Raw genomic sequence first — 23913 nt, 5'->3', positions numbered from 1 at the left:
CCGCGAAGCAAACAGCGCGGTGTATGGCACCGGCTTTGCCGGTGTTCGCGGGTAAACCCGCTCCCACAGTGATTGCGCCAACTTTGAGATCTTGTGGAAGACAGTTGCTCCCACAGTGATTGCGCCAGTTTTGAGATCTTGTGAAAGACAGTTGCTCCCACAGTGATTGCGCCAACTTTGAGGCTTGTGGAAGACAGTTACTCCCTCCAGGCCCCAGCTACGGTGACGCCTCTTGGGATTCGCAGGCGCTATAGACCGTGGGTATGGGTATTGCGCCGGCGCCAGCCGCGCAGCCGTTGTTCCAGCTGCAGCGGGCTGTCCAGTTGCTGGCGCCTGGCCTGGCTGAACAGGATCAGGGCCAGCTCCGCCGTCACCTGGGCGTCGGCACTGGCATGATGGCGCTCCTGCACCTGCAGGCCAAAGCGCGCTACCCAATCGTCCAGCCCGGCTTCGCGCAGCACCGTGTCAGGGTTGAGCATCGGGGCAATTTCTGCCACGTCCATGAAGGGCACCTGCAGGCGGTGGCCCAGGCTCTGTTTGAGCGCTCGCGCCAGCATGCGCTGGTCGAAGGGGGCATGAAACGCCAGCACCGGGCTGTCGCCGATAAATTCCAGCAGGTCGAGCAAGGCTTCGGCCGGGTCACAACCTGCCGCCAGGGCATCGGGCCCCAGGCCATGGATCAGCACGCTGGCGTTGGTCTTCTGCTCGGGCCGGTGCAGGGTGCGCTCGAACTGCTGCGCGAAGTCCAGCGCGCCGTCTTCGATGGCAACCGCACCAATCGACAGCACCTGGTCGCGGTGGGTATTCAGGCCGCTGGTTTCCAGGTCCAGCACCACCCAGCGCTGCTCACGCAGGGTGCATACCCCCAGGGCCGCAGGCTTGGGCAACCGGGCCAGGCGCTGGCGGGCCAGGGGGGGCAGCTGCGGTGTCGCACTGGGGCGGAGCCAGGTAAACAGGCTCACAGCTGGTACCGCAACGCCAGGCTGCTTTGCAGGCGCTGGGCCTGGCGCAGGGACTCGCGCAAAATGCGCCGATCCAGGTGGTTCAGGCTGTCCGGGTCCAGGCGGTTGGAGTACGCCAGGTTGTCCCGCGCCTGCCGCTGGTGTTGCTGCATGCGGGTTTGCTGGATGAAGTGGTAGGCCTCCTCATAGGCCGCGCCGTCCAGTGGCTCGATGATCCCCTTGGCCACCAGTTGGCGAATCCGCTCGAGGGTATTGCACGCCCCTACGCCATTGGCCAGCGCCAGCAGCCGGGCACCGTCGACGAAGGGGGTGAGGCCCTGCACCTTGAGGTCGAGGGTGGCGGCCTTGTCATTGCCCTGGCGGGTCAGCACGAAATCACGCAAACGGCCAACAGGCGGGCGCTGGCGCAGTGCATTGTCTGCCAGCATGCGCTGGAAGATGCGGTTGTCGGCCACCTGCTCCAGCAAGCCCTGGCGCAGTTGCTCGCAGCCCTGTTCGTCGCCCCACACCACGCGCAGGTCGAAATAGATGCTTGAGCCCAGCAGGTTTTCCGGGCTGGCCTCACGCACGAACCCCGCAAAGCGCCGTGCCCATTCGCTGCGTGACAGGCACAATTCGGGGTTGCCGGCCATTACGTTGCCTTTGCACAAGGTGAAACCGCACTGGGCCAGGCACTGGTTGATGTACTGCGCCAACGGCAGCAGGCGGGCACGGATGGCGTCGGCGGCAGCGCTGTCGGCAGCTTCGAACAGGATGCCGTTGTCCTGGTCGGTGTGCAGTGTCTGCTCGCGGCGGCCCTCGCTGCCGAAGCACAGCCAGCTGAAGGCGACCCCGGGATCGCCACGCTCGGCCAGTGCCAGCTCGATCACCCGGCACACGGTATGGTCGTTGAGCAGGGTGATGATCTGGGTAATCTGGGTGGACGAGGCGCCGTGTGCCAGCATGCGCTCCACCAACTGGCTGATTTCGCCACGCAGCGAAACCAAGCTTTCCAGGCGCGGGGCATGGCGAATGGTGCGGGCCAGGTGCACCAGGTCGACTCGTTGCAGCGAGAACAGGTCACGCTCCGACACCACACCACACAGCCGCTGGTTGTGCACCAGGCACACATGGGCGATATGCCGCTCGGTCATGGCCATGGCGGCGTCGAAGGCGCTGGCCTGTGGGCTCAGGTAGAACGGCTTGGCAGTCATGTTGCGCTCGATCGGCGCGTTCAGGTCGGCATCGGCCGCCGCCACCACCTGGCGCAGGTCGCGCAGGGTGAAGATGCCGGTTGGGTAACGCTGCTCGTCCACCACTACGATGCTACCCACCTGCTGCTCGTGCATCAGCTGCACGGCCTCGCGCAGCGGCGTATCGGCGCTGCATACCACCGGGTGGCGCATGGCGAGCTCGCCCAGCGGGGTGTTCAGTGAATACTGGGTACCCAAGGTTTCCACGGCACGTTGGCGCACTTGCTGGTTGACCTGGTCGAGCAGGCTGCTGACCCCACGCAAGGCAAAATCGCGGAATACCCCGGACATCGAGAACACGCGGATGAACGCTGCCTTGTTCAGTTGCAGGCAGAACGTGTCATCACCGGCCAGGTGTTCGGTACGGGTGGCCCGTTCGCCCAGCAGGGCCGCCAGCGGGAAGCATTCGCCGCTGGTGATCTCGAAGGTGGTTTCGACGCCAGGTTTCACCCGGTGCTGGCGCTCACCGACCACGCGCCCTTGTTTGACGATGTAGAAGTGCTCCACCGGGCCGTCGGCGGGTTTGATGATGCTCTCACCGCTGGCATAGAAGCGCAGCTGGCACTGTTCCACCAGATAGGCCAGATGGCTGTGTTCCATCTGGTTGAACGGTGCGAAGCGCTGCAAGAACTGCAAGGTGCCCTGAATGTTCTGCAACACCGCCGTTCTGCCCGCCTGGTTGTAGGCGTCCTTTTTGCTCATCGACCTGACCGTATCGCTACGCCGAACTATATATATCTATATATAGGTGCCGGCTTTGTTGTTTTCAGTCTCCATGGTCGGGCCGCGGGGCGGTGGTGCCCATTGGACGTAAGTCTATGAGCTGCCCCTGTCAAAGATCCGACGAAAGGCCAAACGGGTGGCGAAGGTTCTGCGGTCTTACCACTGAAGCGAAAATTTTTTGACGAGACGACCATGACCGAGCATACCGATATCCTGAGCGACGCGGAGCGCGAGGCATTGGCAGCCGTGACATCACCCCCGCCGTTGCGGCCTGTGGTGCTGGTCGTCGATGACAACCCCGTCAACAGTGAGGCCTTGGGTTATTTCCTGAAAAGCCGTGGTATCGATTGCATGACCGCCGACGGTGCCAAGGAGGCGCTGTGGAAGCTGCATTGGGAGCCGCGTATCGCCCTGATGATCACCGACCTGCGCATGCAGCCCGAAGATGGCCTGGAGCTGATCCGCAAAGTGCGCATGATCCCGGATTCCGGGCGGGCTTCGCTGTCGATCATCGTGGTATCGGGCGATACCGACGTCAAAGAAGCGGTGGATGTGATGCACCTGGGGGTCGTGGACTTTCTGCTGAAGCCGGTGGACCTGGACAAGCTGCTGGAGTTGGTGAGGCGGGAGCTTAAGCTGCAGTAGAAAATGGGGGCTGCAAAGCAGCCCCCAAAGCACTCAATTGAGACCGTTACGGGCCTTGAACTCCCGGCGACGGCGGTGCAGCACCGGCTCGGTATAGCCATTGGGCTGCTTGCCCCCTTCCACTACCAGTTCCACGGCAGCCTGGAACGCCACGTTGTCGTCGAAGTTGGGCGCCATTGGCCGGTACAGCGGGTCGTTGGCGTTCTGCTTGTCGACGACCACGGCCATGCGCTTGAGGCTTTCCAGCACCTTATCCTGGCTCACCACGCCATGGCGTAGCCAGTTGGCCAGCAACTGGGCAGAAATGCGCAGGGTGGCGCGGTCTTCCATCAGGCCGATGTTGTTGATGTCCGGCACTTTCGAGCAACCCACGCCCTGGTCGATCCAGCGAACCACGTAGCCAAGAATGCCTTGGGCATTGTTGTCCAGCTCGTTGCGGATTTCCTCGGCCGACCAGTTAGTGTCTGCGGCCAGCGGGATGGCCAGGATATCGTCGACCGAAGCCGGGGTGCGCGAGGCCAGTTCGCGCTGGCGGGCCTGCACGTCAACCTTGTGGTAGTGCAGGGCGTGCAGGGTAGCAGCGGTAGGCGAGGGCACCCAGGCGGTGTTGGCGCCGGCCAGTGGGTGGGCGATTTTCTGCTCAAGCATGGCGGCCATCAGGTCGGGCATGGCCCACATGCCTTTGCCAATTTGCGCGCGCCCTTGCAGGCCGGTGGCCAGGCCCACGTCAACGTTGTTGTTCTCGTAGGCACCGATCCATTTCTCGTTCTTCATGGCGCCCTTGCGCACCACTGCGCCGGCCTCCATCGAGGTGTGGATCTCATCGCCGGTGCGGTCGAGGAAGCCGGTGTTGATGAACACCACACGCTCGGCAGCGGCCTTGATGCACGACTTGAGGTTGACCGTGGTGCGGCGCTCTTCGTCCATGATGCCGACCTTGACGGTGTTGCGCGGCATGCCCAGCAGGTCTTCGACCTGGCTGAAGATTTCGGCGGCGAAGGCGACTTCTTCAGGGCCGTGCATCTTCGGTTTGACGATGTACACGCTGCCGGTGCGGGTGTTCTTGCGGCTGCTGTTGCCGTTGAGGTTGTGCAGCGCCATCAGGTTGGTGAACAGACCGTCCTGAATGCCCTCTGGCACCTCGTTGCCCTGGGCGTCGAGGATGGCCGGGTTGGTCATCAGGTGGCCGACGTTGCGTACGAACAACAGCGAACGGCCATGCAGGGTCACGCTGCCGCCGTTGGGGGTTGCGTACTCGCGGTCGGGGTTCATGGTGCGGGTGAAGGTTTTGCCACCCTTGCTGACGCTTTCGGCCAGGTCACCTTTCATCAGGCCCAGCCAATTGCGGTAGACGATGACCTTGTCATCGGCGTCCACGGCGGCGACCGAGTCTTCGCAGTCCATGATGGTGGTCAGTGCCGATTCCATCAGGATGTCTTTGACACCGGCCGCATCGGTGCTGCCAACTGGCGTGCTGGCGTCGATCTGGATTTCGAAATGCAGGCCGTTGTGCTTGAGCAGCACGGCAGTGGGGGCGGCGGCGTCGCCATGGAAGCCGAACAGTTGTGCGTCGTTGCGCAGGCCGCTGTTGCTGCCGCCTTTCAGGGCGACTACCAGCTTGCCGTCCTCGATACGGTAGGCGGTGGAGTCTACATGGGAGCCGGCCGCCAGTGGCGCTGCTTCGTCCAGGAAGGCGCGCGCGAAGGCGATGACCTTGTCGCCGCGCACCTTGTTGTAGCCCTGACCTTTTTCAGCGCCGCCTTCGTCACTGATGGCATCTGTGCCATAGAGCGCATCGTACAGCGACCCCCATCGGGCGTTGGCCGCGTTCAGGGCGAAGCGGGCGTTCATGACCGGCACCACCAGTTGTGGCCCGGCCATGTGGGCGATTTCTTCGTCCACGTTCTGTGTAGTGGCCTGGAAATCGTCGGCTTGTGGCAGCAGGTAACCGATTTCCTGCAGGAAAGCTTTATAGGCTGCGGCGTCGTGGGCCTGGCCTGTGCGCGCCTGGTGCCAGGCGTCGATCTTGGCTTGCAGCTCGTCGCGCTTGGCGAGCAGGGCTTTGTTCTTTGGAGCGAGGTCATTGATGATCTTTTCTGCACCTGCCCAGAATTGCTCGGCGACGATGCCGGTCCCGGGGATGGCTTCGTTGTTCACGAAGTCGTGCAGGACCTTGGCGACCTGAAGGCCACCGACTTGAACGTATCCAGTCATTGCTTGCCTCACTCTGCTCAGCTATTTCGCTCTTCTGTATTAAGCCTGTAGCGCTTCATCAAACACGGCACCCGTGCATGCGCCCGGGCGGGCCCGAACACGGCTGGGTGCAGCCTGCCCTAACGAACGGCAGGCAACGTGCCTGCTTCACAGGCGCCTCGGCAGACATCCACACGACGTTTTGTAGTCCGCGCCACGGGATACTACATGAAGCAGCACACGGGGCAACATCAGACTAAAAGCGCCTTTGTGCGACCCATTGGTCGCGCAGGGTCACGCTGGGAAGCGGTATGTTCGCAAGAAAACGTGTGATTGTTCCAGATAAATCTAAAAACAGTACACGATTTGTATCCAGAATTGCCCTGCGGCAGGTTGCCGCGCCTTGCCTATACTGAACCGGTGCGGGTTTCCAGCCGCCTTGCGCAGACTGACATGAGGAACGACGCGTGGACCATCTTGTACTCACTGTAATTGCCCCCGACAAGGCCGGGCAGGTGGAGCGCATTGCCCAATGCATTGCCGACCACCGTGGCAACTGGCTGGAGAGCAGCATGTCGCGCATGGCTGGGCAGTTTGCCGGCATTCTGCGAGTCGCCGTGCCCGCAGATCACTATGAAGCGCTGGTGCAGGGCCTGGAGGGGCTCACGAGCCATGGTATACGGGTGCTGATCGCGCAGAGCGGAGCCGACGCTGTCAGCTCGTCCAAACCTATCGCCATGGAGTTGGTAGGCAATGATCGGCCAGGGATTGTGCGCGACATTACCCGCCTGCTGGCCGAGTTGAAGGTCAATGTGGAGCGCTTTACCACCGAGGTGCGGCCGGCGCCCATGAGCAGTGAGCCGCTGTTCCACGCCAATGCGCTGCTGGCGCTGCCACTGGATGTGCCACTTGATGCATTGCAACAGCGCCTGGAGAGCCTGGCGGACGACCTGATGGTCGAGCTGGAGCTTCGGGCGCAGGACTGATACGCAGGCATGCCCGATCGGCGTCTGGGGTTATCCCGGTTTAACGGGGAAGGCCCTGTGGATAACCTGGGGCTATTCGCCTCCAGCCCAGCTGCTGCAAGCCTTCCAGAGGTTTGTTCAAAAAACGCTCAGTAACTGACGGGTTGTGCACAAACGGCGGGGACGAGGGTGTGGATAACCTCTGGAGATGTCTCTGCAGGCCTTGCAGGGCTTGGCCTGCAGAGATCAGGTCGTTTTTTGATCAGCTGCGCTTGCGCAGATTCCACCAGGCATCAACGCTGTAGATCGCCAGGCCTGCCCAGATGAACATGAACGCCACCAATGTGCTGGATGACAGCTGTTCGTTGAACAGCAGCACTGCTTGCAGCAGCACCAGGGTGGGCGCCAGGTATTGCAGGAAGCCCAGGGTAGTGTAGGGCAGGTGCCGTGCAGCAGCGTTGAAGCACAACAGCGGCACCAGCGTAACCGGGCCGGCTGCCATCAGCCACAAGGCTTCGGAGCTGGTGTAGAACGTACCTTGCGCGCTCATCGCGGTGGGGTGCAGCAGTAGCCAGCCCAGCGCCAGTGGTACCAGCATCCAGGTTTCCACCACAAGCCCAGGCAGGGCCGCAACGGGTGCCTGTTTGCGGATGAGCCCATAGAAGCCGAACGTGAGTGCCAGCGCCAGCGACACCCAGGGCAGGCTGCCTACTTGCCACACCTGCTGTGCCACGCCCAATGCTGCCATGGCCACGGCCAGCCACTGCAGGCGCCGCAAACGCTCGCCCAGAATGAGCATGCCGAGCAGCACATTGATCAACGGGTTGATGTAATAGCCCAGGCTGGCCTCGAGCATGCGGCCGTTGTTCACCGACCACACATAGGTCAGCCAATTGGCCGCGATCAACATGCCACTCAAGGCCAGAATGGCAAGCCTGCGTGGGTTTTGCCGCAGCGCTTGCCACCAGCCTGGGTGCTTCCATACCAGCAGCAGCAACGAGCCGAACAGGGCGGACCAGAGCACCCGGTGGACGATGATCTCCACCGCCGGCACGCTCTGGATGGCCTTGAAGTAGAGGGGGAACAGGCCCCAGATGATGTAGGCACTAAGGCCCAACAGATACCCGCGACGCGGGTTTGCAGCGTGCATGCAGAGTCCTTGCTCAGGTCACTAATAAAACAGTGCGTATTGTAGACAGCCCAGGCCCTGCTTCTAGAACAATTTCAGGGGAGCTTCATCCAGCGCTGCCATCTGTTCGCGCAGTGCGAGTACCTGGTCGCCCCAATAACGGGGCTGGCCGAACCAGGGGAAGCTGAGCGGGAACGCCGGGTCATCCCAGCGCCGTGCCAGCCAGGCGCTGTAGTGCAGTTGGCGCAGCGCCCGCAAGGGTTCGATCAGTGCCAGTTCGCGGGGCGCGAAGTCATGGAATTCGTTGTAGCCATCGATGAGTTCGGCCAGTTGCCCCAGACGTTCCTCGCGGCTGCCCGCCAACATCATCCACAGGTCCTGCACTGCCGGCCCCATGCGGCAGTCGTCCAGGTCGACCACGTGGTACACCTCGTCCCGGTGCATCAGGTTGCCGGGGTGCAGGTCGCCGTGCAGACGAATGAGCGAGTGCGAGGTGCGGGCATAGATGTCTTCGACCCGCTTGAGCACGTCACGGGCCACGGACTCGAAGGCGGGTAGCAGCTCTTTCGGGACAAAACCGCCTTGCAGCAGGGTTTCGAGCGAGGCATGGCCGAAGTTGTCCACAGCCAGCGCTTCGCGGTGTTCGAAGGGTCTGGTGGCGCTGACCGCATGCAGCCGGCCCAGCAATTGGCCCAAGCGGTAAAGCTGGTCCGCGTTGCCCGGCTCTGGCGCGTGGCCACCGCGGCGCGGGAACAGGGCAAAGCGAAAGCCCTGGTGTTCGAACAGCGTACGGCCTGCGTGCTGAAGTGGCGCCACGACCGGCACCTCATGTTCGGCAAGCTCTGCGGTAAAGCCATGTTCTTCGAGGATGGCCTCATTGCTCCAGCGCCCGGGGCGGTAGAACTTGGCGATCAGAGGCTGTTCACCTTCGATGCCCACCTGATACACGCGGTTCTCGTAGCTGTTGAGTGCCAGCACCCGGGCGTCGCTCAGAAAGCCAAGGCTTTCGACGGCGTCCAGCACCAGGTCGGGTGTCAGGGTAGCGAAGGGGTGAGACATGGTGACTCCGGGGGTGAACGATACGGCATGGTAACGCGTTCTACGGGTGCCGGCCTGTTCGCGGCTGAACCTGCGCCCACAGGTTGGACAAGGCCGGCCCAGCTATGCCGCAATCCCGATCAACACATAGGACGGGTGAAACTGCACCCGTACCGCGCTGCCGGCCTGCACCTGCTGCTCGGCCAACCAGTCAGCCTCGGCAATGGCACACAGTGTTTGCCCATTCCCCAGTGCCAGCCGGACCTCGCTGGGCCCGTCACCTTCTGCCAGTACTTCTTCCACGGTGGCGTTCAAGCAATTGCTGCCAGGCTCCGCTTCTTGCGCCTGCGCCAGCAGCTTCACCCAGCCGGCCTTCAGCAGTGCTACCACCACCGCGCCCAGCGTCAACTCCAGCCGCTCAGTGCTGTCATGGGTAATGAGTGCGTCGATTTCCAGCCCCCCGCCCAAGGCCAGGCTGACCCGGTCGTGTCGGCCCTCGCGGCGCAGCCCGCTGACCTGGCCCTGTAACTGGTTGCGCGCACTGGTGCGCAACATCAGGCGACCGAGCAGGCCAAGGTCGCTGGATTCTTCAGCGGCCTCGAGTATTTGCGTTTGCAGCGCCTGCAGCCGTTGGTACAGGCGCAGTACCCGCTCGCCTTCTGCAGACAACCTGGCACCGCCCCCGCCGCGGCCACCTGTACTGCGCTCCACCAACGGCCTGCTGGCCAGGTTGTTGAGCTCGTCGATGGCATCCCAGGCGGCCTTGTAGCTGATGCCGGCCGCCTTCGCGGCGCGGGTGATGGAGCCCTGTTCGGCAACATGCTGCAGCAGCGCGATACGCTGCGGGCGATGGGCAATGTGCTGGGTGAGAGAGGTTGGCAGGGGCATGGGCGGTCCACGGTTGATCATGCATACCCAGGTTTTGGGGTGCGTGCCAGGCAATATACATCGACACGCTGCGCGCCGGCCTTGCGCAACACCTGGGCAATGGCCTGGGCGGTGGCCCCGGTGGTCATCACGTCATCGATGATTGCCACATGCAAGCCCCGCACATCACCCGACAGGCAGAACACCTGGCGCAGATTGCGCCACCTGGCCTTGGCGTCCAGCTGCTGCTGGGCGGGGGTGTGACGGCTGCGGGTGAGCAAGCGCTCGTCGCAGCGCACCGACAGCTGCGCCGACAGCCAACGCGCCAGCATCGCCGCCTGGTTGAAACCTCGCTCACGCAGCCGGCGCCTGGCCAGGGGCACTGGCAGCAACAGGTGTGGGCGCGGCAGCCCCTCTGCAAACTGATGCAGCAGAGCCTGCCCCAGCTGCTCGGCCATCAGGCGCCCCATGGGCCACTGGCGGTTGTGCTTGAAGCGGCTGATCAGGGTGTCGATCGGAAAGCCGAAGGCCCACGGCGCTACGACCTGATCGAAGGCAGGGGGCCGACGGCTGCACTGGCCGCAGGTCATGCCGGCCATGGGCAACGGCAGCGCGCAGCGCAGGCAGTGGTCCCCCAGCCAGGGCAGCTGTTGCTCACACGCCACGCACAGCGGATAAGCTTGCCGCGCTGGGCCATCGCACAGCAGGCATGTTTGATTATTAAATAACCACTTGTAAACCATTCTTATGATGCGTGGTTGACAGTTCATAGGCCTTCCATGACTATGCGAGCTATCCGTGATCCGCTGGCGGGCGTTCTTGTCCCGGCACCAGCTACAGCCTAAACAAGGAAACGCCGATGAGCGCCAGCACAACTGCAACAACACGTCACGACTGGTCCCTGGCCGAGGTCAAGGCGCTGTTCCAGCAGCCTTTCAATGATTTGCTGTTCCAGGCGCAGACCGTGCACCGCGCGCATTTCGACCCTAATCGCGTGCAGGTTTCCACGCTGCTGTCGATCAAGACCGGCGCTTGCCCGGAGGATTGCAAATATTGCCCACAGTCCGGGCACTACAACACCGGGCTGGAAAAACAGAAGCTGATGGAAGTGCAGAAGGTGCTGGAGGAAGCTGCCCGCGCCAAGGCCATCGGTTCGACGCGCTTCTGCATGGGCGCCGCCTGGAAACACCCCTCTGCCAAGGACATGCCCTACGTGCTGGAGATGGTCAAAGGCGTGAAAGCCATGGGCCTGGAAACCTGCATGACCCTGGGCAAGCTTGACCAGGAGCAAACCCAGGCACTGGCCCAGGCCGGGCTGGACTACTACAACCACAACCTCGACACGTCCCCTGAGTTCTACGGCAGCATCATCACCACCCGTACCTATGGTGAGCGCCTGGAGACCCTGGCTTACGTGCGCGATGCCGGCATGAAGATCTGTTCCGGTGGCATTCTGGGCATGGGCGAGTCGCTGGACGACCGCGCCGGCCTGCTGATTCAGCTGGCCAACCTGCCTGAACACCCCGAGTCGGTGCCGATCAACATGCTGGTGAAAGTAGCGGGCACGCCGCTGGCCGAAGAAGAAGACGTGGACCCCTTCGACTTCATTCGCATGCTGGCCGTAGCCCGTATCCTGATGCCCAAGTCCCACGTGCGCCTTTCCGCCGGGCGCGAACAGATGAACGAGCAGATGCAGGCCCTGGCCTTCATGGCTGGTGCCAACTCCATCTTCTATGGCGAGAAACTGCTGACCACTGCCAACCCGCAGGCTGACAAGGACATGCAACTGTTCGCACGACTGGGCATCAAGCCCGAAGCCCGTGAAGAGCATGCCGACGAAGTGCACCAGGCCGCCATCGAACAGGCGCTGGTGGAGCAGCGCAGCAGCGAGATGTTCTACGACGCAGCATCGGCCTGACATGGCGTTCGACCTGGCAACGCGTCTGGCCGAACGGCGCGCGGCAGACCTGTACCGGCAACGCCCACTGCTGGGCAGCCCTCAGGGGCCGCAGGTGGTGGTCGATGGCCAGCAGTTGCTGGCCTTTTGCAGCAATGACTACCTGGGCCTGGCCAATCACCCACAGGTGATTGCGGCGTGGCAGGCGGGTGCAGAGCGCTGGGGCGTGGGCGGCGGTGCCTCTCACCTGGTGGTGGGGCATACCACGGCCCACCACCAGGTCGAGGAGGCCCTGGCCGAACTGACCGGTCGCCCCCGGGCGTTGCTGTTTTCCACCGGCTACATGGCCAACCTGGGCGCCATCACGGCCTTGGTGGGCAGGGGCGATACGGTGCTGCAGGACCGCCTTAACCATGCCTCGCTGCTCGATGGCGGCATGCTCAGTGGTGCCCGCTTCAGCCGCTACCTGCACAACGACCCTGCCAGCCTGGCCACCCGCCTGGAGAAAGCGGCAGGTAACACCCTGGTGGTGACCGACGGCGTGTTCAGCATGGATGGCGATGTTGCCGACCTGCCTGGCCTGGCCCGTGCTGCCCGCGCCCGTGATGCCTGGCTGATGGTGGACGATGCCCATGGGCTGGGTACCCTTGGCGCAGGCGGTGGTGGCGTGGTGGAACATTTTGGCCTGGGCGTTGAGGATGTGCCGGTGCTGATCGGTACCTTGGGCAAGGCCTGCGGCACCGCTGGCGCCTTTGTGGCCGGCAGTGACGCGTTGATCGACACGCTGGTGCAGTTCGCCCGCCCATACATCTACACCACCAGCCAGCCCCCGGCCTTGGCCTGCGCCACGCTCAAGAGCCTTGAGCTGTTGCGCACCGAAACCTGGCGCCGTGAACAACTGAACGCCTTGATCGGCCAGTTCCGTGAGGGGGCACGCCAGATCGGCCTGCAGCTGATGGACAGCCCCACACCGATCCAGCCGATCCTGATCGGTGACAGTGCGCAGGCACTTCGCCTGTCGGCCATGTTGCGCGAGCGCGGCCTGCTGGTAACCGCCATTCGCCCGCCCACCGTGCCGGCTGGTAGCGCACGCCTGCGGGTAACACTGAGCGCTGCGCACACGCCTGCGCAGGTGCAGCTATTGTTGAATGCATTGGCAGAGTGTTATCCACAACTGGAGCGCGCCGATGCGTAACCGAATTGTATTGTTGCCGGGTTGGGGGTTGGGTACCGCGGCCCTGGAGCCGCTCGCCGCCAGCCTGCGTGCGCAGGACGCCCGCCTGCAGATCACCCTGATGCCACTGCCGGAGCTTGACCACGCGGATGTGCAGGGCTGGGTCGAGCACCTGGACCGCAAGCTGCCCAACGATGTGTGGCTGGGCGGCTGGTCATTCGGCGGCATGCTTGCCAGCGCCTTGGCGCACAAGCGCGGCGACCACTGCTGCGGCCTGCTGACGCTGGCCAGCAACCCCAGTTTCGTGGCCCGGGCGGATTGGCCCCACGGCATGGCGCAAGATACCTTTGGCACCTTCCTGGATGGGTGTCGCAGCCATACCGCCGTGACCCTCAAGCGTTTTCGCAGCCTGTGCAGCGACGGTGCCTTGCAACCGCGCACCCTCCTGCGCCAGCTCGGTGTGGGTGTGCCAGACACCGACCCGCTTTACCTCGCGACCGGCCTGGAAGTGCTGGCCCAGCTGGACACCCGCGAAGCGCTTCAGGCATTTGCCGGCCCTCAGTTGCACCTGTTCGCCGGCAGCGACGCGTTGGTGCCGGCCGAAGCTGCCCAGGCGCTGAGCGAGTTGTTGCCAGATGTGGAAGTGGGCCTGGTCGAAGACAGTTCCCACGCGTTTCTGCTGGAGTACCCTCAGGAGTTGGCGGCGGGCATCAAGAGTTTTTTGCATGAGAGTGGCGATGACTGACCTTTCCCAACCCGCCTTGCCCGGTACGCTGCCGGACAAACGCCAGGTGGCGGCGTCCTTTTCCCGGGCCGCAGGCAGCTATGACAGTGTTGCAGCCCTGCAGCGCGAGGTGGGCACGCTCCTGCTGGGGCAACTGCCGGCAGACCTGCAGCCCTCCCGCTGGCTAGACCTGGGGAGCGGCACGGGCCACTTCAGCCGGGCGCTGGCCCAACGCTATGTTGCGGCCGGCGGCGTGGCGGTGGATATCGCCGAAGGCATGCTGCGCCACGCCCGCGAGGCACACGGCGGTGCGCTGTATCACGTGGCGGGCGATGCCGAACGCCTGCCATTGAGCGATGGGTGTGTCGACCTGGTGTTCTCCAGCCTGGCAGTGCAATGGTGCAGCCAGTTCGCCAGCGTGCTGTCAGAAGCGCAGCGCGTGTTGCGGCCCGGCGGTGTGCTGGCATTCAGCAGCCTGTGCACGGGCACCCTCGATGAGCTGCGGGCCAGCTGGCAGGCAGTGGACGGCCTGGTGCATGTGAACCGTTTTCGCCGCTTCGATGAGTACCAGCGCCTGTGCGCGGTCAGCGGCCTGCGCCCGCTGGCCCTGCAACGGTGCCCGCATGTACTGCATTACCCGGACGTGCGCAGCCTGACCCACGAGCTTAAGGCATTGGGCGCACACAACCTCAACCCTGGCCGGCCTTCTGGCCTGACTGGCCGTGCCCGTATGCAGGGGTTGCTGCACGCCTATGAGGCATTTCGCCAACCCTCGGGGCTGCCAGCCACCTATCAGGTGGTCTATGGTGTGTTGCGCAAGCCACAGGCATAAGGGGAGCCACATGAGGCACGCCTATTTCATCGCTGGCACCGACACCGATGTCGGCAAGACCACCATCGCGGCAGGGCTTCTGCATGCTGCGCGTTTGCAGGGGATGAGTACCCTTGGCGCCAAACCCGTGGCCTCCGGTTGCACCCTGACCGCCAAGGGCTTGCGCAACAGTGACGCCCAGGCCTTGATTGACGAAAGTACCGTCAAGCTCGAATACGCCCAGGTCAACCCGTTCGCCTTCGAGCCGGCCATCGCACCCCATGTGGCTGCGCGCGAGGCTGGCGTCACACTCTCGGTGTCGCACCTGCTGGGGGCGATGCGCATTGTGTTGCAGCAGGACGCCGACTTCACCCTCATAGAGGGTGCAGGCGGGTGGCGGGTGCCCTTGTCGGGGTTGGAAAACCTGTCCGACCTGGCAGTGGCCTTGAAGCTGCCGGTCATTTTGGTGGTTGGCGTGCGCCTGGGCTGCATCAGCCACGCCTTGCTCAGCGCCGAGGCTATCGAACGTGATGGCTTGCAACTGGCGGGGTGGGTGGCGAACATCATCGAGCCGCGTACCTCTCGGCTTGAAGAGAACCTGGCTAGCCTGGCCGAGCGCCTGCCTGCGCCCTGCCTTGGGCGGGTGCCGAAGCTGAAGCAGGCGAGTGCCGACATGGTCGCTGAGCACTTGCAACTGGACCTGCTGGACTGACCTCGGGTTAGCAGAAATACCCAGGGCCTATCAGATGGCAACAAGCTATTACTGTTTTAAACGGGCCTTTTTGCCCAAGGCCTGTTTTAATCAGCCTTGTCTGTTATCCAGGTTCAATGGAGCCCTGACATGGAAATCACCGGTAGCTCTGCCTACTATGCGGGCCTTGGCGCCATCAAGGCCGGCCAGGAACGCGTCGACCAGGCCGCCAGCCAGGTTGCCAACCTCAGTGCCGAACGCACTGCCACCAGCCAGTCCAGCGACTTCCAGGCAGAACGCCTGCGCGGCGTCGACCGCAGTCAGCAAATGGACCTTGCCACCAGTACCGTACAAATGGCGCTGGGCAAGCTCGAGGTCGAACTGGGGGCGAAAGTGGCCAAGGCCTCTGACGACATGCTCGGCCGTATCATTGATATCCACGCCTGACACCTCTGCTTCACCCCGCTAGCCACGCGTGACGCAGGGGCGTCTCTCGCCTGAGCGACGCCGCCAGCCGTCGCTTTTCATCCTATCCAAGATCCTCCAACTGCCCGTGAATCCACGGCCATGCAACCGTGTGGCGGTTTCGTCGTTTTCCGTGGCGTAAATGGCACCATCGTCCATCCTTGACATCAGCCTGCGGTAAACGTAAGTTTCAAACAACTGTTTGACAGACCTTGCCGCGTGCGCCGGTCCCCCCACAGAACTCACCTAGAGGTTCATCGCGATGCCTGACTACAAAGCTCCCTTGCGTGATATCCGCTTCGTTCGTGACGAGCTGCTTGGCTATGAGGCGCATTATCAAAGCCTGCCGGGTTGCCAGGACGCTACCTCGGACATGGTCGATGCCATTCTGGAAGAGGGCGCGAAGTTCTGTGAGCAGGTATTGGCGCCGCTGAACCGTGTAGGTGATCAGGAAGGCTGCACCTGGAGCGAGTCGGGCGTGAAAACCCCGACCGGCTTCAAGGAAGCTTACGCGCAGTTCGTCGAAGGCGGCTGGCCGAGCCTGGCTCACGACGTGGAGCACGGCGGCCAGGGCCTGCCGGAGTCGCTGGGCCTGGCGCTGAGCGAGATGGTGGGTGGCGCCAACTGGTCGTGGGGCATGTACCCAGGCCTCTCCCACGGCGCGATGAACACCATTTCTGCCCACGGCACAGCCGAACAGCAGCACACCTACCTGACCAAGCTGGTCTCTGGCGAGTGGACTGGCACCATGTGCCTCACCGAGCCACACTGCGGCACCGACCTGGGCATGTTGCGCACCAAGGCCGAGCCCCAGGCCGACGGCAGCTACAAGGTATCGGGCACCAAGATCTTCATCTCTGCCGGCGAACACGACATGGCCGAGAACATTGTGCACATCGTGCTGGCCCGCCTGCCCGATGCGCCTGCCGGTACCAAAGGCATCTCGCTGTTCATCGTGCCGAAGTTCCTGCCCAACGCCGAAGGCGCGGCGGGTGAGCGCAACGGCGTCAGCTGTGGTTCCATCGAACACAAGATGGGCATCCACGGCAACGCCACCTGCGTGATGAACTTCGACGGCGCTACCGGCTACCTGATCGGCCCGGCCAACAAAGGCCTGAACTGCATGTTCACCTTCATGAACACTGCGCGCCTGGGTACTGCACTGCAAGGCCTGGCGCACGCCGAAGTGGCCTTCCAGGGCGGCCTCAAGTATGCCCGCGAGCGCCTGCAGATGCGTTCACTGACCGGGCCTAAGGCCCCGGAAAAAGCAGCTGACCCCATCATCGTCCACCCGGACGTGCGCCGTATGCTGCTGACCATGAAAGCCTTCGCCGAGGGCAACCGGGCCATGGTGTATTTCACCGCGCAGCAGGTGGACATCGTCAAGTACAGCCAGGACGAAGAAGCCCGCAAGAAGGCCGATGCCCTGCTGGCCTTCCTGACGCCGATCGCCAAGGCCTTCATGACCGAAGTGGGCTTCGAAGCTGCCAACCATGGTGTGCAGATCTACGGCGGCCACGGCTTCATCGCCGAGTGGGGCATGGAGCAGAACGTGCGCGATAGCCGCATCTCCATGTTGTACGAGGGTACCACGGGTATCCAGGCCCTGGACCTGCTGGGCCGCAAGGTGCTGATGACCCAGGGCGAGGCGCTGAAGGGCTTCACCAAGATCGTGCACAAGTTCTGCCAGGCGCAGGAAGGCAACGAGGCGCTGAACGACTTCGTACAACCGCTGGCGGCCATCAACAAGGAGTGGGGCGAGCTGACCATGAAAGTGGGCATGGCCGCCATGAAGGACCGTGAGGAAGTGGGCGCAGCGTCGGTGGATTACCTGATGTACTCCGGCTACGCCTGCCTGGCTTATTTCTGGGCAGATATTGCACGGGTTGCAGCCGAGAAGCTGGCCGCCGGCAGCGGCGACCAGGCGTTCTACACGGCCAAGCTGCAGACTGCGCGCTTCTACTTCCAGCGCATCCTGCCGCGCACCCGTACCCATGTGGCCGCCATGCTGTCGGGTGCCGACAACCTGATGGCCATGGACGAAGCGCACTTCGGCCTGGCGTACTAAGCGCAATTGCTCCAGCGAAACCCGCCTGCCTGCTATGGCAGGCGGGTTTTTTTGCATTCCACGGACGGAGCCTGATTAAACTGTCCGGGTGCACGGCCGATCAACTAAGGGCACAATGCCATTATTGATCTGCCGGGTTGGAGATTACTGTGTTTCGCCTTGACGCCGTTCGTGCAAGCCACTTTCTGCCCTCACTGCTGTTGCTGATAGCGGGCCTCGCCGCGGCCTACGCCAAAGACCTCAGCGTGTTCTTCACCTCCTTGTTCAATGTGCTGCCCACCCTGGTGTTGCTGCTGGGGGGTGCCTACTGCGCGGTCTACAGGCGTCAGCGTGAGCTGTTTTTAATGCTGACGGTGTACGTCGCCTATTTTCTGCTCGATACCCAGACTGACTTCTACAGAGATAACGGGCATGTGCGCGATGACGCTGCCGTCATCTTCCACCTGGTGTGCCTGTTGCTACCGGCGTTGTATGGCATCTACGGCGTATGGCAGGAACGCATGCACCTGCTGCAGGACATGGTGGCCAGGGGCGCTGTGCTGTTGGTTGTAGGTGCGGTGGCGGTGGCGCTGGAGCAACGCTTCCCCGCCGCCCTGCTGGCCGGCTTGGCCGATATCCGCTGGCCGGCCCTGCATGGGGAGTGGATGAGCCTGATCCAGTTGGCGTACCCGTTGTTCATTGGGGTACTGGTGCTGCTGGTGGTGCAGTACCTGCGGGCGCCGAGGCCTTTGAATGCAGCGCTGGTGATGGGGTTGGTGGGGCTCTTCTGGATGTTGCCCAAAACGTTCATCTTGCCCTTCACCCTGAACATCATGTGCAGCCAGGTGATGCTGATGATAGCTGCGGCGGTGGCACATGAGGCCTACCAGATGGCCTTTCGGGATGAGCTCACCGGCTTGCCGGGCCGGCGTGCGCTCAATGAGCGCATGCAGCGGTTGGGACGCAATTATGTGATCGCGATGAGCGATGTGGACCATTTCAAGCGCTTCAACGATACCCACGGCCATGACGTCGGCGACCAGGTGTTGCGCCTGGTTGCCAGCCGCCTGGGCAAGGTGGGGGGCGGTGGCAAGGCGTACCGGTACGGCGGCGAGGAATTTGCGGTGGTGTTTGCCGGCAAGAGCACCGAGCACTGCGTGGCGCACCTGGAGGCGGTGCGTGAAGCGATTGCCGGCTATGCCATGCGCCTGCGCGACCAGGGCGCTCGCCCTCAGGACGACAACACGGGCCGGCAGAGGCGCGCCGGCAGCAGTGGTGGTGCGGTGTCAGTCACCATCAGCATCGGTGTGGCAGAGCGGCATGTGGACCACCGCAACCCAGATGACGTGCTCAAGTCCGCCGACCAGGCGCTCTACAGCGCCAAGGCGGCCGGGCGTAACTGCCTGATGGTGCACGGCCTGAAAACACGCCGGGGGGCAGAGCGTGCGTCGTGACCATTGCTGACCATGCGGTCTGTTGATGACCCTATGTCTCGTAAAAGTTGTTCGGTTACACTCACTGCAACTCCAGTGCTGCGGTGCCTGACACCGCCCGTTCCGACCAGCGAGAGGTTGTCATGGCTGACTATAAAGCGCCCCTGCGCGACATGCGCTTCGTACTGAATGAAGTCTTCGACGTGGGGCAGCAATGGGCACAATTGCCCGGGCTGGGCGACGTTGTCGATGTGCAGACCGCCTTGGCAGTGCTTGAGGAGGCCGGCAAGGTCGCGGCCCGCTCTATCGCACCGTTGAGCCGTGCAGCCGATGAAGAAGGCTGCCATTGGGATAACGGCGCCGTGCAGACCCCGACAGGCTTCATCGAGGCTTACAACACCTATGCCGAGGGCGGCTGGGTGGGCGTGGGCGGTGACCCGCTGTTGGGTGGCATGGGCATGCCCAAGGTGGTGTCGGCGCAGGTTGAAGAAATGGTCAACGCGGCGAGCCTGGCTTTCGGCCTGTACCCGATGCTGACCGCAGGCGCCTGCCTGTCCATCAATGCCCACGCCAGCGAAGCGCTGAAGCAGAAGTACCTGCCGAACATGTATGCCGGTGTTTGGGCGGGTTCCATGTGCCTTACCGAGCCCCACGCCGGTACCGACCTCGGCATCATCCGCACCAGGGCCGAGCCCCAGGCCGACGGCAGCTACAAAGTGACCGGGACCAAGATCTTCATTACCGGTGGCGAACACGACCTCACCGAAAACATCATCCACCTGGTACTGGCCAAGCTGCCGGATGCCCCGGCTGGGCCGAAGGGCATCTCGTTGCTCCTGGTGCCCAAGTTCCTGGTCAATGAGGACGGCAGCCTGGGCGCGCGCAACCCGGTGACCTGCGGTTCCATCGAGCACAAGATGGGCATTCAGGCGTCGGCCACCTGTGTGATGAACTTCGACGACGCGGTCGGTTATATCGTGGGTGAACCCAACAAAGGCCTGGCGGCCATGTTCACCATGATGAACTACGAGCGCCTGGGGGTTGGCATCCAGGGCCTGGCCTCGGCCGAACGTTCTTACCAGAACGCGGTGGAATACGCCCGCGACCGCCTGCAGAGCCGCGCCCCCACCGGCCCACAGGCCACAGACAAACCTGCCGACCCGATCACCGTGCACCCTGATGTACGGCGCATGCTGTTGACCATGAAAGCGCTGATCGAAGGCGGGCGTGCGTTCTCCACCTACGTGGCCATGCAACTGGACAGCGCCAAGTACAGCGAAGACGCCAGTGTGCGCAAGCGCAGCGAAGAACTGGTGGCGCTGTTGACGCCTGTGGCCAAGGCGTTCCTCACCGACCTGGGCCTGGAGTGCACGGTGCACGGCCAGCAGGTATTCGGCGGGCATGGCTATATCCGTGAGTGGGGCCAGGAGCAGCTGGTGCGTGACGTACGCATCACCCAGATCTACGAGGGCACCAACGGTATTCAGGCCCTCGACCTGATGGGCCGTAAGGTGGTGGCCAGCGGTGGGGCCTACTACAAACTGTTCGCCGATGAAGTGCGCGCATTCATTGCCGGTGCCGGCCATGAGCTGGGCGAGTTCACCCGGCCGCTGGCGGCATCGCTCGATCAGCTGGATGCGCTCACCGACTGGGTGCTGGAGCAGGCCAAGGGCAACCCTAACGAGATTGGGGCTGCTTCGGTGGAGTACCTGCATGCATTCGGTTATGTGGCTTACGCCTACATGTGGGCACGCATGGCGCAGGCAGCGCAGCGCGGGGAAGGCGACGAAGGGTTCTATCAGGGCAAGCTGGGCACGGCGCGCTTCTACTTTGCGCGGCTGCTGCCGCGGGTCGGCTCGCTGGTGGCATCGGTGAGGGCGGGGAGTGAGTCACTGTACCTGCTGGATGCACAACAGTTCTGATACCTGTCTAGGGGCTGGCAGAAAATCCCAGGGTTTTGCTTTTTGAGAATGATTCTTGGTTTGTAAGCTTTTTCCTACATCACGTGGTGACTTTTCACCACTGTTCTCAGATTGGATCCACGGTTAATCTTTATCACATGGACGGAGCGCAGGAAGCGCCTAGGACAGATCAAGGACGACGACGAAGGATTTCCTGCCAGGGTGGCGGGGCGATACGGATGTCACAGGGAAACAGTCTGGAAAACCCCGCTTAGGCGGGGTTTTCTTTGTGCGCGTGTTTTTCAGGCCAATACGTCCAGTGCGGGTTGCCGGGTATCGGTTTCTTCTTCCAGCAGGTTGCGCAGCAGCTCCACTGAAGCCTGCTGGCGCTGCGCATCGCGGAACACCAGCCCCACTTTCAGCGGTACCCGTGGCTCGCTCAGCGGCTTCCATAGCAAGCCTTGCTCATCTTCTGCCGCCTCCTTGGCCCGCCCCGGCAGAATCGTCGCCAGCGATGTATGCGCCAGGCTGTCCAGAATACCTGCCATGTTGTTCATCTCGGCCTGAACCTGCGGCCTGCGGCCTTGGCTGGCCAGTTGTGCCTGCCAGATCTGGCGCATCTGGAACTCTTCCCCAAGCATGAGCATCGGCAACTCGGCGGCCTGGCGAATGGAAACCTTCTTGAAGTCCTTCAGGGGATGCGTGTTGGGGATGACCAGTTGCAACTCATCTTCATACAGCAGCAGCCCATGGAGCCCTGGCTGGCGTGGCGGCAGGTAGCTGATGCCAATGTCCAGGTTGCCATTGAGCAAGCGCCGTTCGATCTCTTGGCCTGACAGTTCATAGATCTGCACCACCAGGTGCGGCTGGGCCTTGCGCAGCCGTTCGAGCAACCGCGGCACCAGGCTGGGGCGTACGGTTTGCAGTACCCCGATGGCCAGGGTGCGCAGCGACTGGCCTTTGAAGCTGCGCATGGCATCGGTGGCGCGCTGCAGGCCGTCGAGCAGCGGCAGGGCGTGGTTGTAGAGGGTGTGGGCGGCGAGTGTGGGCAGCAGGCGCTTGTTGCTGCGCTCGAACAAGCTCAGGTCCAGGCCATGTTCCAGTTGACGAATCTGCTGTGAGAGCGCGGGTTGCGACAGCGACAGCCGCTCGGCGGCGCGCCCGACGTGGCCTTCCTCATACACCGCGACGAAATAACGCAGTTGGCGAAAATCCATAAGATTTGCTTATTGAAATTGCTGCTAAATCGAAATGTCGTAAAACCGCTTGCTCGCCTAGTCTATCGCCCTATTACAAGGGGTTACAGCAATTGATGGTCACATTGTTGCAGCTACCCGCAAAGCGTTTTGATAGGCAAGGCAACAGAACGCACAGCGATCATTTGATCGCGCTTTGCTGCCGCCACCGTGATGGGTTGGAATCCTGATGAACCTGTTCAACCTGCGCCGCCCGGCCCCTGAGGCTGTTATCGAGCTAAGGCCGATGCCGCAGCAGCCTTCAACCGGCAACCTGATGCCCGGGCACAACCGGGCAACGCCTGTGTTCGTGCGTGGCCAGGGGGCGTGGTTGTGGGATGACCAGGGGCGAGCCTGCCTGGACTTCACCCAAGGCGGCGGCGTCAACAGCCTGGGCCATAGCCCAGACGCGCTGGCAGCCGCGCTTGCAAATCAGGCTCAGGCGCTGATCCAGCCGGGCTCGGCTTTCCATAGCCCGGTTTTGTTGAACTTCGCCAGCCGGCTCTGCCAGGCCACCGCCAGCGACCAGGCTTACCTGCTGAACACAGGTGCCGAAGCCTGCGAAGGTGCGATCAAGCTGGCGCGCAAGTGGGGACAGCGCCATCGCAATGGCGCGTACCACATCATCACCGCCAGCCGGGGCTGCCATGGGCGCAGCCTGGGCACGCTGTCGGCCTCCGACCCGACGGCCTGTAGCCGCTGTGAGCCCGGCGTGCCCGGCTTCAGCAGGGTGCCTTTCAATGACCTCGCGGCACTGCACGCCGCGGTGGACTCTCGCACGGTGGCGATCATGCTTGAGCCTGTGCAGAGTGAAGCGGGTGTTATCCCGGCCACGCGCGAATACCTCAGGGGTGTGGAAACCCTGTGCCGGGAGCTTGGCATCCTGTTGATTCTGGACGAAGTGCAAACCGGCCTCGGCCGCTGTGGTGCATTGCTGGCAGAGGAAACCTACGGGGTACGCGCCGACATCGTCACCTTGGGCAAGGGCTTGGGTGGGGGCGTGCCGCTGGCGGCGTTGCTGGCGCGGGGGGCGGCCTGCTGTGCCGAGGCCGGCGAACTGCAGGGCAGCCACCATGGCAATGCGCTGATGTGCGCTGCCGGCCTTACGGTGCTGGACACGGTGCTGGCCCCAGGGTTCTTCGACGAGGTGCAGGACAAAGGCCGCCACCTGCGAGAAGGCCTCGGTCGGCTGGCGGGCCGCTTCGGCCAGGGCCCGATACGCGGGCAAGGTTTGCTCTGGGCGCTACCGCTCAAGGAAAACCTGGCCCCCGCGCTGGTGGCTGCCGCGCTGCAGGAGGGGCTGTTGCTGAATGCTCCGCAGCCCGACGTAGTGCGCTTTACGCCGGCGCTGACCGTGAGCCGGAGCAATATCGACCAAATGCTGCAGCGCCTGACCCGCGCCTTTACCCGGTTGCACGCCCACCAACAGAGCCGCCGCGAAATGCCGGCCTAGGGTGCCAACCCCTGATTCAACGAACCGTCTGGCGTTTCTGCGCACCGCCCCTGGCCTGTTACATTCGGCCCGGGGCGTTTTTTTTGCCTGTGGAACCTCTGCGACCGGCGGCGAGTCTGTGATGTAACCCCTTTACGGAGAGACTCTCATGGACTTCATTCGCATCATCATCGCTATCCTGCTGCCACCACTGGGCGTATTTCTGCAGGTGGGGTTTGCCGGCGCGTTCTGGTTGAACATTCTGCTGACGCTGCTGGGCTACATCCCTGGCATCGTGCACGCGGTGTACATCATTGCCAAGCGGTGAGGTGTAACCCGGTTTGCGACC

Annotated in this window: 21 protein-coding genes; 13 read left to right on the top strand and 8 right to left on the bottom strand. The window is 63.1% G+C overall.

The window, feature by feature from the left end; all coding sequences use genetic code 11:
- Positions 1-248: 248 nt before the first annotated feature.
- Positions 249-962: a 3'-5' exonuclease gene (locus tag PPA02S_RS19120; RefSeq protein ID WP_028633666.1), complete on the bottom strand. Its 714-nt coding sequence runs from the start codon at positions 960-962 to the stop codon at positions 249-251.
- Positions 959-2896, bottom strand: coding sequence for a DUF294 nucleotidyltransferase-like domain-containing protein (locus PPA02S_RS19115; RefSeq protein WP_028633665.1), 1938 nt, complete (start codon positions 2894-2896; stop codon positions 959-961). Before PPA02S_RS19115 ends, PPA02S_RS19120 begins: the two co-directional genes overlap by 4 nt.
- A 213-nt stretch (positions 2897-3109) precedes the next feature.
- Here PPA02S_RS19115 and PPA02S_RS19110 point away from each other — a divergent pair, with 213 nt between their 5' ends.
- Positions 3110-3562: a response regulator gene (locus PPA02S_RS19110; RefSeq protein ID WP_028633664.1), complete on the top strand. Its 453-nt coding sequence runs from the start codon at positions 3110-3112 to the stop codon at positions 3560-3562.
- A gap of 33 nt (positions 3563-3595) precedes the next feature.
- On the opposite strand, the gene PPA02S_RS19105 is transcribed toward PPA02S_RS19110, so the two are convergent.
- Positions 3596-5776, bottom strand: a complete 2181-nt coding sequence (locus tag PPA02S_RS19105) for a malate synthase G (protein ID WP_028633663.1) — start codon at positions 5774-5776, stop codon at positions 3596-3598.
- Between the two features lie 446 nt (positions 5777-6222).
- Between PPA02S_RS19105 and PPA02S_RS19100 the strand changes: the two genes are divergently transcribed.
- On the top strand, positions 6223-6741 hold the full coding sequence (locus PPA02S_RS19100) for a glycine cleavage system transcriptional repressor (protein WP_028633662.1): 519 nt from the start codon (positions 6223-6225) through the stop codon (positions 6739-6741).
- A 241-nt stretch (positions 6742-6982) separates the two neighbouring features.
- On the opposite strand, the gene rarD is transcribed toward PPA02S_RS19100, so the two are convergent.
- From rarD to PPA02S_RS19080, 4 genes are all read right to left on the bottom strand, one after another.
- Positions 6983-7870, bottom strand: coding sequence for an EamA family transporter RarD (gene rarD / locus PPA02S_RS19095; protein WP_028633661.1), 888 nt, complete (start codon positions 7868-7870; stop codon positions 6983-6985).
- A gap of 63 nt (positions 7871-7933) precedes the next feature.
- Positions 7934-8908: a serine/threonine protein kinase gene (locus tag PPA02S_RS19090; protein WP_028633660.1), complete on the bottom strand. Its 975-nt coding sequence runs from the start codon at positions 8906-8908 to the stop codon at positions 7934-7936.
- 102 nt (positions 8909-9010) lie between these two features.
- On the bottom strand, positions 9011-9775 hold the full coding sequence (locus PPA02S_RS19085) for a TOBE domain-containing protein (RefSeq protein WP_028633659.1): 765 nt from the start codon (positions 9773-9775) through the stop codon (positions 9011-9013).
- Between the two features lie 17 nt (positions 9776-9792).
- Complete coding sequence (locus PPA02S_RS19080; protein ID WP_028633658.1) at positions 9793-10524, bottom strand: ComF family protein; 732 nt, start codon at positions 10522-10524, stop codon at positions 9793-9795.
- Positions 10525-10613: 89 nt separating this feature from the next.
- On the opposite strand from PPA02S_RS19080, the gene bioB reads away from it, so the two are divergent.
- From bioB to PPA02S_RS19035, 9 genes are all read left to right on the top strand, one after another.
- Positions 10614-11672, top strand: a complete 1059-nt coding sequence (gene bioB, locus PPA02S_RS19075; RefSeq protein ID WP_028633657.1) for a biotin synthase BioB — start codon at positions 10614-10616, stop codon at positions 11670-11672.
- Position 11673: 1 nt separating this feature from the next.
- Positions 11674-12846, top strand: a complete 1173-nt coding sequence (gene bioF, locus PPA02S_RS19070; protein ID WP_028633656.1) for an 8-amino-7-oxononanoate synthase — start codon at positions 11674-11676, stop codon at positions 12844-12846.
- Positions 12839-13570, top strand: a complete 732-nt coding sequence (locus PPA02S_RS19065) for an alpha/beta fold hydrolase (RefSeq protein WP_028633655.1) — start codon at positions 12839-12841, stop codon at positions 13568-13570. The genes bioF and PPA02S_RS19065 overlap by 8 nt, the downstream gene beginning before the upstream one ends.
- Positions 13563-14381 (top strand): malonyl-ACP O-methyltransferase BioC, encoded by an 819-nt coding sequence (gene bioC, locus PPA02S_RS19060; RefSeq protein WP_028633654.1) that lies wholly within the window; start codon positions 13563-13565, stop codon positions 14379-14381. Before PPA02S_RS19065 ends, bioC begins: the two co-directional genes overlap by 8 nt.
- A 10-nt stretch (positions 14382-14391) precedes the next feature.
- Positions 14392-15072, top strand: coding sequence for a dethiobiotin synthase (gene bioD, locus PPA02S_RS19055; protein WP_028633653.1), 681 nt, complete (start codon positions 14392-14394; stop codon positions 15070-15072).
- Between the two features lie 129 nt (positions 15073-15201).
- Complete coding sequence (locus PPA02S_RS19050) at positions 15202-15498, top strand: hypothetical protein (RefSeq protein WP_028633652.1); 297 nt, start codon at positions 15202-15204, stop codon at positions 15496-15498.
- Between the two features lie 280 nt (positions 15499-15778).
- On the top strand, positions 15779-17584 hold the full coding sequence (locus PPA02S_RS19045; protein WP_028633651.1) for a phenylacyl-CoA dehydrogenase: 1806 nt from the start codon (positions 15779-15781) through the stop codon (positions 17582-17584).
- Between the two features lie 149 nt (positions 17585-17733).
- A complete protein-coding gene (locus tag PPA02S_RS19040) occupies positions 17734-19017 on the top strand; it encodes a GGDEF domain-containing protein (RefSeq protein ID WP_028633650.1) in 1284 nt (427 codons plus the stop codon).
- Between the two features lie 122 nt (positions 19018-19139).
- Positions 19140-20918 carry an acyl-CoA dehydrogenase C-terminal domain-containing protein gene (locus tag PPA02S_RS19035; protein ID WP_028633649.1) on the top strand — a complete coding sequence of 593 codons (1779 nt, stop codon included), beginning with the start codon at positions 19140-19142 and terminating at the stop codon, positions 20916-20918.
- A 281-nt stretch (positions 20919-21199) separates the two neighbouring features.
- Here PPA02S_RS19035 and PPA02S_RS19030 read toward each other — a convergent pair whose 3' ends face one another.
- Complete coding sequence (locus tag PPA02S_RS19030; RefSeq protein ID WP_028633648.1) at positions 21200-22114, bottom strand: LysR family transcriptional regulator; 915 nt, start codon at positions 22112-22114, stop codon at positions 21200-21202.
- A gap of 208 nt (positions 22115-22322) precedes the next feature.
- On the opposite strand from PPA02S_RS19030, the gene PPA02S_RS19025 reads away from it, so the two are divergent.
- The gene (locus PPA02S_RS19025; protein WP_028633647.1) at positions 22323-23585 is read left to right on the top strand and encodes an aminotransferase class III-fold pyridoxal phosphate-dependent enzyme; all 1263 of its coding nucleotides are present in this window, start codon (positions 22323-22325) and stop codon (positions 23583-23585) included.
- 148 nt (positions 23586-23733) lie between these two features.
- Positions 23734-23892, top strand: coding sequence for a YqaE/Pmp3 family membrane protein (locus PPA02S_RS22840; protein ID WP_033727371.1), 159 nt, complete (start codon positions 23734-23736; stop codon positions 23890-23892).
- Positions 23893-23913 lie beyond the last annotated feature (21 nt).

The organism is Pseudomonas parafulva NBRC 16636 = DSM 17004 (genome assembly GCF_000730645.1).
GTDB classification, from domain to species: domain Bacteria; phylum Pseudomonadota; class Gammaproteobacteria; order Pseudomonadales; family Pseudomonadaceae; genus Aquipseudomonas; species Aquipseudomonas parafulva.
This window is presented reverse-complemented; position numbering and strand designations above follow the sequence as displayed.

What these genes read in the sequence shown, in the direction of transcription:
- rarD (WP_028633661.1), bottom strand. Translation starts at nt 7,870, where the DNA reads ATGCACGCTGCAAACCCGCGTCGCGGGTATCTGTTGGGCCTTAGTGCC.
- PPA02S_RS19030 (WP_028633648.1), bottom strand. Translation starts at nt 22,114, where the DNA reads ATGGATTTTCGCCAACTGCGTTATTTCGTCGCGGTGTATGAGGAAGGC.
- PPA02S_RS19105 (WP_028633663.1), bottom strand. Translation starts at nt 5,776, where the DNA reads ATGACTGGATACGTTCAAGTCGGTGGCCTTCAGGTCGCCAAGGTCCTG.
- PPA02S_RS19065 (WP_028633655.1), top strand. Translation starts at nt 12,839, where the DNA reads ATGCGTAACCGAATTGTATTGTTGCCGGGTTGGGGGTTGGGTACCGCG.
- PPA02S_RS19035 (WP_028633649.1), top strand. Translation starts at nt 19,140, where the DNA reads ATGGCTGACTATAAAGCGCCCCTGCGCGACATGCGCTTCGTACTGAAT.
- PPA02S_RS19080 (WP_028633658.1), bottom strand. Translation starts at nt 10,524, where the DNA reads ATGAACTGTCAACCACGCATCATAAGAATGGTTTACAAGTGGTTATTT.
- bioF (WP_028633656.1), top strand. Translation starts at nt 11,674, where the DNA reads ATGGCGTTCGACCTGGCAACGCGTCTGGCCGAACGGCGCGCGGCAGAC.
- PPA02S_RS19110 (WP_028633664.1), top strand. Translation starts at nt 3,110, where the DNA reads ATGACCGAGCATACCGATATCCTGAGCGACGCGGAGCGCGAGGCATTG.
- PPA02S_RS19025 (WP_028633647.1), top strand. Translation starts at nt 22,323, where the DNA reads ATGAACCTGTTCAACCTGCGCCGCCCGGCCCCTGAGGCTGTTATCGAG.
- bioD (WP_028633653.1), top strand. Translation starts at nt 14,392, where the DNA reads ATGAGGCACGCCTATTTCATCGCTGGCACCGACACCGATGTCGGCAAG.
- bioC (WP_028633654.1), top strand. Translation starts at nt 13,563, where the DNA reads ATGACTGACCTTTCCCAACCCGCCTTGCCCGGTACGCTGCCGGACAAA.
- PPA02S_RS19115 (WP_028633665.1), bottom strand. Translation starts at nt 2,896, where the DNA reads ATGAGCAAAAAGGACGCCTACAACCAGGCGGGCAGAACGGCGGTGTTG.
- bioB (WP_028633657.1), top strand. Translation starts at nt 10,614, where the DNA reads ATGAGCGCCAGCACAACTGCAACAACACGTCACGACTGGTCCCTGGCC.
- PPA02S_RS19050 (WP_028633652.1), top strand. Translation starts at nt 15,202, where the DNA reads ATGGAAATCACCGGTAGCTCTGCCTACTATGCGGGCCTTGGCGCCATC.
- PPA02S_RS22840 (WP_033727371.1), top strand. Translation starts at nt 23,734, where the DNA reads ATGGACTTCATTCGCATCATCATCGCTATCCTGCTGCCACCACTGGGC.
- PPA02S_RS19090 (WP_028633660.1), bottom strand. Translation starts at nt 8,908, where the DNA reads ATGTCTCACCCCTTCGCTACCCTGACACCCGACCTGGTGCTGGACGCC.
- PPA02S_RS19085 (WP_028633659.1), bottom strand. Translation starts at nt 9,775, where the DNA reads ATGCCCCTGCCAACCTCTCTCACCCAGCACATTGCCCATCGCCCGCAG.
- PPA02S_RS19045 (WP_028633651.1), top strand. Translation starts at nt 15,779, where the DNA reads ATGCCTGACTACAAAGCTCCCTTGCGTGATATCCGCTTCGTTCGTGAC.